Source organism: Plantibacter sp. lyk4-40-MEA-4, assembly GCF_030209415.1.
Taxonomy (GTDB): Bacteria; Actinomycetota; Actinomycetes; order Actinomycetales; family Microbacteriaceae; genus Plantibacter; species Plantibacter flavus_A.
Genome location: NZ_JARVSA010000001.1, coordinates 416,078 through 424,308 on the forward strand (window position 1 = coordinate 416,078; position 8,231 = coordinate 424,308).

General features: G+C 69.3%; 6 protein-coding genes. 4 read left to right on the forward strand and 2 right to left on the reverse strand.

Going from position 1 to position 8,231, the window contains the following annotated elements:
• The first annotated feature begins 185 nt into the window (after window positions 1–185).
• The 3 genes from QRN44_RS02035 to QRN44_RS02045 all read left to right on the forward strand — a co-directional run bounded on the left by QRN44_RS02035 (window position 186) and on the right by QRN44_RS02045 (window position 5,782).
• Window positions 186–2,573: an immunoglobulin-like domain-containing protein gene (locus QRN44_RS02035; RefSeq protein ID WP_285038160.1), complete on the forward strand. Its 2,388-nt coding sequence runs from the start codon at window positions 186–188 to the stop codon at window positions 2,571–2,573.
• Window positions 2,574–2,689: 116 nt separating this feature from the next.
• On the forward strand, window positions 2,690–3,355 hold the full coding sequence (locus tag QRN44_RS02040; protein ID WP_121292073.1) for a hypothetical protein: 666 nt from the start codon (window positions 2,690–2,692) through the stop codon (window positions 3,353–3,355).
• Window positions 3,356–3,535: 180 nt separating this feature from the next.
• On the forward strand, window positions 3,536–5,782 hold the full coding sequence (locus QRN44_RS02045; protein WP_285038161.1) for a CLIPPER-2 domain-containing protein: 2,247 nt from the start codon (window positions 3,536–3,538) through the stop codon (window positions 5,780–5,782).
• 117 nt (window positions 5,783–5,899) lie between these two features.
• On the opposite strand, the gene QRN44_RS02050 is transcribed toward QRN44_RS02045, so the two are convergent.
• Both QRN44_RS02050 and QRN44_RS02055 read right to left on the reverse strand, forming a co-directional pair.
• Window positions 5,900–6,502: a hypothetical protein gene (locus QRN44_RS02050; protein ID WP_285038162.1), complete on the reverse strand. Its 603-nt coding sequence runs from the start codon at window positions 6,500–6,502 to the stop codon at window positions 5,900–5,902.
• A 133-nt stretch (window positions 6,503–6,635) separates the two neighbouring features.
• Window positions 6,636–6,971, reverse strand: coding sequence for a nuclear transport factor 2 family protein (locus QRN44_RS02055; protein WP_079003623.1), 336 nt, complete (start codon window positions 6,969–6,971; stop codon window positions 6,636–6,638).
• A 494-nt stretch (window positions 6,972–7,465) separates the two neighbouring features.
• Here QRN44_RS02055 and QRN44_RS02060 point away from each other — a divergent pair.
• Window positions 7,466–8,231, forward strand: a 766-nt coding sequence (locus QRN44_RS02060) for a hypothetical protein (RefSeq protein WP_285038163.1), incomplete at its 3' end; no start/stop codon positions are given.

Sequence of the window (8,231 nt, forward strand, 5' to 3'; positions counted from 1 at the left end):
CCACCCGGGGTTGACGGCAGGGTCGACGACACCTGACGGTCGGGGTCACCGCGCGGTCACCGCAGGGTCGCCCGCCCGCAACCGCGCATTCATCCGGTCTCCGTACCGTGATCGGCTGCCGAGCGTTGCGATTCGCTCGGCGGTGCGGGCGATGCCTGCACCTCGGAAGAACACTGGAGATCTGCGTGAACGACATCATCGGCGCGACTGACACGCGCCACCGCTCGCGACACCGCGCGACGCGACTCGCCGGCGGCACCCTCGGAGCGCTCGTGCTCCTCGTGGGCGTCGGCACCACCGCCGCCGCACCGGCGCAGGCGGCCTCGTACCCCGACACCTTCCTCGACACCGCGTCGACCGTCTGGAGCTACTCCGACGACGCGAGCGACCCGGCCGCCGGTTCCGCCGATCGCCTGGTCTGGACGCAGGGCGGCTTCGACGACAGCGCATGGAAGACCGCGAACGGCAGCTTCGGCGCGAAGAACGGTCGCGCGACCGGCATCGGCCCGTACACCGCGAAGACCCTGCTCAACCAGTACATCGACGGCAGTGCGGCACCCGATGTGCCGACGTATCACTTCCGTTCGGACTTCGAGTTGACCGGTGAGCAGCTCGACGGACTCGACAGCCTCCAGGGCAGCATCGTGTACGACGACGCCGTGCAGGTCTTCGTGAACGGCACCAAGGTCGCCGGCTTCGTCGACGAGCAGGTCGAGGCGGCGCCGGAGGCGTCACGCAACCAGATGTACGCCGGCGCCAGCAACGGCGATCCGCTCACCTCCACGTTCAGCGTCCCGGCGAGCGCACTCGTCGCCGGCGAGAACACCGTCGCGGTCGCGCTCTACCAGGATCGGGCCACGAGCTCGGACATCTACTTCGACCTGACCTCGCTCGCCCCGGTCGCAGCCGACGAACCCGTGTCGATCTCCGACGTCGTCCTCACGATCGGCGCCGATGAGAGCGAACGCGGCATCACCTGGTACAGCGACCGCGATGTCGCCCAGGTCGCTCAGGTCGCACCGGCGTCCGCGATGACCGGTGACGCCTTCCCCGAGGCGTCGGCGGTGAACGTGCCGGGTGTCGGCGGCGTCACGACGAGTGGTGAGTTCAACCGCTTCGCGACGATCACGGGACTCGCCGAGAGCACCGGTTACGTCTACCGGGTCGGCAGTGACGACAACGGCTGGTCGGAGGTCTCGGCGTTCACGACCAAGTCCTTCTCCGGCGACTACGACTTCCTCTTCGTCGGGGACCCGCAGATCGGAGCCTCCGGGAACGTGGCGGACGACCAGGCCGGCTGGGCCGACACCCTGGACGTCGCACAGGCCGCCTACCCCGATGCGGAACTGCTGTTCTCAGCGGGTGACCAGGTCGAGCGCGCCGGCAACGAGGACCACTACAACGCCTTCCTCGCCCCCGAGCAGCTCCGCACCATGCCGCTCGTGCCCGTCAACGGCAACCACGACGTCGGCTCGAAGGCCTACGAGCAGCACTACAACGTACCGAACCTGGACCCCACCGCCGGCGCGGCGACCTCCGGTACCTCCTCGGGCGGCGACTACTGGTTCTCCTACAAGGACGTCCTGTTCATGGTGATCAATTCGAACAGCAGCGATTACGACTCGCACGCCGCGTTCCTCGAGCAGGTCGTCGCCGAGCAGGGTGCGTCCGCGAAGTGGAAGGTGCTCGCGTTCCACCACTCGATCTACTCGGTGGCGGCGCACACGAACGACACGCAGATCGTGGACATGCGGGCGAAGCTGCCCTCGATCATCTCCGACCTCGGCGTCGACCTCGTCCTCCAGGGACACGACCACAGCTACACGCGCAGCTACCTCATCAAGGACGGCGAGCTCGCGAACCCGGACGAGACCGCCGCACAGGGCACCGTCACCGCGGGCCCAGGCGAGGTCCTCTACGTCACCGCCAACTCCGCGAGCGGGTCGAAGTACTACGACGTCAAGGCGCCCGACGCCTGGTTCGCCTCGGTCATCAACCAGGAGTACACGCGCAACTACTCGAACATCCGGGTGACCGACGACTCCATCACGATCACGACGCTCCGGAGCGAGGCCAACAGTGCGGCCCGGGCGGCGGTGAACAGCGTCGTGGACGAGGTGACCCTGCAGCGCGAGGACACCGTCGCGCCGCAGCTCGTGCTGCCTGAGACCGAGACCACGGTGGAGCAGGGCGCTGCGTTCGACGCGCTCGCCGGCGTCACGGCGACGGATGCGCGCGACGGCGACCTGACCGCGGCGATCACCGTCTCAGGATCGGTCGACACGATGACGCCGGGCACCTACGCCCTGAGCTACGCGGTGTCCGACGCCGCCGGCAACACGGCGACGGCGAGCCGCTCGGTCACGGTCACCGCTGCCCCCGCCGTTCCCGGCACACCGGGCGCCGGCAGCGGGACGGGTCCAGGATCCCCGACGCCGGTCGCGTCCGGCTCCGACCCGCTCGCGAACACGGGCGCGGAGATCGGCGGGATCGTCGCGATCGCGTTCATGCTCCTGTTGGGCGGCGCGCTGACGCTGCTGCAGCGTCGGGCCCGCGCGCGTCGCGAGGGCTGACCTCGGGCGGGTGCCCCGTCGTCCATGGTCGTCCGCGACCCGACGGCGGGGCACCTCTGCTTCCGCGTCCGGCCCCGGTCGGTCATCTCGTCATCGCCTGCACGATCGGATCCCACATGTCGTCCACCCGCACGCGCCCATCGCGCGTCGCCCGCTTCCACTCCGCAGCCGTCTTCGCGCTCGCACTCGCACTGACCGGGTGCTCCGGAACCGGTGGAACCGACGGGGTCCTGACGGCGCCGACCGGTCGGACCGACGCTGCGCCGTCGGTGCCGGGCGCGACGAGCACGCCCGAGCCCGCCTCATGGGCCGACGCCGTCGCACCGGAGGGGTTCACGGTCGCCGTCGTGACCGCAGTACCCCAGGGCACCGACCCCGAGATCGACGCCGCGGTGGACGCCATCGGCGCGCGAACCGGCGCGGCCGTCAGCAGGACGATGGTGCCTCCCGGTGGCGCCGACACGGGAGATCCCCTCACGGACGTGCTCGCCGGCTCCCCCGACCTCGTGGTCGTGCTCGGCCTGGAGCTGCTCGACGTCGCCGACCGCTCCTCGGCGTCCAATCTCGGGCAGCAGTTCCTCATCATCGGCGCACAATTGCCGGAGCCGACGGCGAACGTCACCGCGGTGGTCTGGCCGGGTGCGACCGCGCGACGTGCCGACGAGCCACGCGCGGTGCCGAACGGCTTGCCGGGGGTCGCCGCGCATGCGGGCGACGCCATCCAGGCGGGCCTCGCGGCACTGATCGCCGACACGACGGGCGGGGTGATCGTCCTCCCGTGAGCAGGTGGGACGGGGGAGGGTGGCGACCATCGTCGCACAAGACATGCACACTGAACATATCTCTCATATCAGACTGATATACTGATCCTTCATCGTGAGCTGAGCTCCGTTCGCCGGAAGTCCGTCCGCGCCGTGGCGAGAGCCATGGTCTTCGACCAGCTCCCCCATCGAAGGAATCTCATGACCCCTCCCTCACTCGTCCAACCCGACCCAGGCGTCGGTGCCGCTCCGCCGCGGAGACGGGCGCCCGTGCTCCGCTCCATCGCCGCGCTGGCGATCGGCGCCGTCGCGGCGATCGCCAATGCCACGCCAGCGCATGCCGCAGACGTCACGTTCGCCGATGCCAACCTCAACTACTGCGTCCAACAGGCGCTCGGGCTCCCATCCGGGACGCCCATATCCGAGGAGCAGGCTGCCACGGTGACCACACTCCGCTGCGGCACGACCGTCCAGTCGCTTGTCGGCATCGAGTCACTCACCAACCTCACGTCACTCTCACTCACCCGCGCACCGCTCTCCGCCGGCGTCGAGCCGCTCGCGTCCCTCGCATCGCTCACGAGCCTGTCGCTCACCGGAGCATCGAGTCTCGACCTGTCGGTCATCGCCGGGATGACGCAGCTCACATCGCTCAACATCCAGTCCTCGCCACTGACCGAGCTGTCGCCGCTCGCCTCGATGGTGAACCTCACGAGCCTCGGACTCAACGACGTCGGAGCCAGCGATCTGAGCCCCCTCAGCGGTCTCTCCGGCTTGGAAGCCCTCTCCGTCAAGGGCAATCGGCTGACCACGCTGGCACCGCTGTCGACACTCACCGCACTGCACTCGCTCGAGGCGGCGTCCAACCAGATCTCCGACGTCTCGCCGGTGGCGAGCTTGACGAGACTGCAGCACCTGAACCTGCTCTCCAACCAGATCGAGGACGTCACGCCGATCCAAGGCCTCACGAACCTCCGCACCCTGAACCTGCAACTCAACCGCGTGTCCGACGCCGGCCCGTTGAGCACCCTGACGAGGTTGACCTCCCTGGCGCTCGACGACAACCGGATCACCGACCTCTCGCCCTTCATCCCGCTCACCGCGCTCCAGGTGCTCACGATCAACGACAACCTGATCGAGGACGTCACGCCGCTCCGCGAACTGGTCCACATCGAGACCCTCGAGTTGTCCGGGAACCGCATCTCCTCCATCGCACCGCTCGCCGGCCTGGTCGCGACGAACTACGTCCGCCTGGACCGCCAGGTGATCACGCTCCCCGAGATCGCCGTCGGCGCACCACAGGAGAACCCGATCCGGTCACTCGACGGAACCCCGGCGCCCGTCACCTCGGCCACCGCGCAGTACGACTCCGCGAGCAACACCTGGACGTTCGCAGCGGTCGGCAACAACTCCCTCGCATGGACGGTCCGCGACCTCGGGATCGGCTCGTACTCCGCCTTCTCGGGGCGGATCACCCAGCGCTCGGTCGCGACGGTCGGGTCGCTCGAACTCGAGCAGTCCATGGCGCTCGAGGAGACCGGCACCCACCCCGCGCCCGGCGACACGGTGACGCACACGTACACCCTCCGGAACACCGGCACGGCGACGGTCTCCGACGTCTCGATCACCGACACCACTCCCGGCCTCTCCGGATTCAGCTTCGACTGGCCCGCGGCCGAGCGCGTCCTCGCGCCGGGACAGGTCGCGACGGCGACGGCGACGAGCACGCTGACGCAGACCGACATCGATGCCATACGCCTCGACAGCTCCGCCACCGCCACTGGAGCCGCGGCGACCTCGCCGGTGGTCTCGAACGAAGCGGCAGCCACCCTCCCGATCGACGGACTGAACGAGATCAGTGTGGCCATCACGGCGGACACCACGTCCGTCGGCGAACCGGCGGCGGTCGGCGACCCCATCGGCTACGCCATCATCGCGGCGAACACCGGCACGCGGACCCTCACCGGCATAGCGATCACCGCGTCGCTCCCGGAACTCTCCGAGTTCGCCATCGAGTGGCCGGGCGCAGCGGGCGTCCTCGCTCCGGGTGAGCAGGTCCGCGTCACGACCGAGTACGCCATCACGGCGGCGGACATCGAGCTCGGGTCGGTCACGAACGTGGCGACCGCGCGCGGGACCGGTCCTGACGGCGTCGACGTCGACAGCAGCGCCTCCGTGTCCGCCGAGCTGAGCAGCACGATCGTCACGCCGGACCCGGACCCGACCCCGGATCCCACGCCGACCCCGGAGCCCTCCCAGTCGCCCGCTCCGGGAACGGTCGCCCCGGCACCCGGTGCGACCACCGGTGACCTCGCGAAGACCGGCGTCGAAAGCGGCGCGCTCACCGGACTCACCCTCGGTGCACTGCTCCTGTTCGGTGTCGGCGCCGCGGTGCTCGCGGAGACGCGCCGGCGGTCGCGAGCCGCAGCAGGCGCTGAGCGGAACGCGTAGACGCATCAGCTGGTGCAGCGGAGGGCGGGTTGTCGACAACCCGCCCTCCGCTGTGTTCCCGGAGCGACTCCGCTCGTCGGCTTGATCGCCGAACGGCCGCCCAAGCTCGAATCCCGATCAGGCCTTCGGGATGAGCGGGATGACGTCGCGGCTCGGCGGAACGACCTCGCCGCTCTTGCTGCCTCCGATGACCTTGCCCTCCGGGCGGTCGTAGACGAGGTCGAACTCGGTCTCATCAGTGCGCACCCAGGCGCCGATCCAGCCGGTCGCCGTCTCACCGGCCGGTGTCGCCTGCAGGAGTGAGTACCCGGCCGACGCCATCGGAGCCTTCAGCTCTTCGGGCGTTCCCAGGCCGAGCGTGACGTAGTCGAGGTTGACGGCACGGGTGGTGACGGAGACCCGGTGGGGGAAGACGCTGCCGCCGTACTCGTCGCCGGCTTCGAGTCGGACCTGGACGAGCATCGGACGCAGGCCGTCGGTGGTGCCTGCAGGCGCCGGGAAGTCGTCGACGATCGCGAGGGCGGTCACCGTGGTGCCGTCGACGTCGTCGGTGAGGGTGTGCTCCTGCAGCGGAGTGCTCGGTGGCTGCGACACGGACGGCGTCGGCGAGGCGGAGGATCGGTCCGCATCCGACGAGGAGCCGGTGGAGCAACCGGCGAGGGCGAGGGCGGCGACCGCGAATGCTGCGGCCAGGGTCGTTCGATGAGAACTGATGCGCATGACTCAATCCTGTCAGACACGCCCAGGTGCGATCCGTCGCCGGATGGTCGGCGGGGGCGACGCGGGCGCACGGAACGGCCATGCGGCGTTGCAGTCTCGTGCGACCGCCGATGCACGCGTTCGATCCAGCCCCTCAGACAGCGCCACCGAAATAGACCTCGACCTCCTGGACGGTTCCGTCCACGACACGAGTCGCTTCCAGGTTGCGGTACGTCTTCCCTTGCACGACGTACTCGTAGCGGTGGAGGACGATGTCGTCGGTCTCGACGATCTGGAGCGTCACGCCCGGGGTGTCGAAATGGTCGGCGGTCGGGAAGCAACGCTCGAGCCAGGTCGCTCGGTCGAGGTGGTCGTCCTGCGGGCTGGTGAAGACGAAGTCCGCATGCATGAGCGCCTCGGCAGCATCCCGATCCTGCTCGCGGAACGCCCGCATGAACGCCAGAACCGTGTCGATCGCCGATGAACGCATGCGGTGATCCTACGCGCGGGCATGGCGCTGCGGTTGGGGAAGATGTCCGCGTGGGCCCTTCGACACTTTCAGGGACCGGCTGCCGGCGTTTCGACCCCTGCGCCGGTCGCGGGGCCCGCTTGAACCTCCCGCGACGCTCTTCGATCGCCGAAGAGACTCGGTCCCTGAGCTTGTCGAAGGGCCAACGAGCAACCTCCCCCGCCGCACCTCGACCGCCGAGGGCGCCCGTTCCCTGAGTGTGTCGAAGGGCACCCCGATGGGTCTTCCCGAACCGCGCCTCAACAACACGGGAACCCGTTCCCTGAGTCTGTCGAGGGGCCTCCCGCGAGCAACCTTCCCCACCAGACCGCGACCGGTTCGGCGACCGCATCACCGCTGCTCCCTGAGCCTGTCGAAGGGCACCCCGAGCAAGCATCAACTGTAGGATAAATACGCTGATCAGCGGCTGATTCCGCATCCGTTCCAATGTCAGTGGTCCGTGTTTGGATGGACCCATGACCAGCACCGCACCGAACCCGCTCACCGCCGCCGCGGTCGGGTTCGATGCGGTCTGGCAGAGCGCGCTCGATGCGATCCGTCCAGGCTCCGGTGTCGCGGAGCAGCTCGAGAACATGAACGATGAGGCGATCCTCCGCGTCCTCGACGAGCTCGGCGCCGTGCAGCATGCGGTCGAGGTCCTCGCCGCACGCGTCACCGGCGCGATCGCGTTGCGCCCGTCGCCTTCCCGCCGTGACGGCACCCTGGTGCGCGCCGCCGGTTACGCCAACCCGGGTGTCATGGTGTCCGAGCGGTGGCGGGTGGCGCGCGCCCGCGGCGCGGTGATCGCGGAGGTCGGTGCCGCCATCACGCGGCCGCGCGGGTTGCTCGGCGAGCTGGAGGAATGTCCGTTCCCCGCAGTCGCGGCATCGCTCGAACCGGTTGCCGCCGATGACCCATCCGATCCCGACACAGGCCCGGACAACACCCACCCATCAAGCACTGCCGGCACACCCAGAGCACCCCTGAGCGTCGACGGGGCAGCGGTCATCGTCCGCGAGCTCCGCAACGCGGGCCGCATCTGCAGCAGAAGCGAACTCGAGACGGCGTCGGTCATCGCCATCGAGCACGCCGCCCACGCGCCCCTGCAGGACGTCACCCGCATCGCGAAACTCGTCCGCACCCGCCTCGACCAAGACGGCCGCGAACCCCGCGACGAACTCCTCAGACGCGCAGAACGCTGCACCATCCACGAACTCCCCACCGGCATGACCCTCCTCCGCG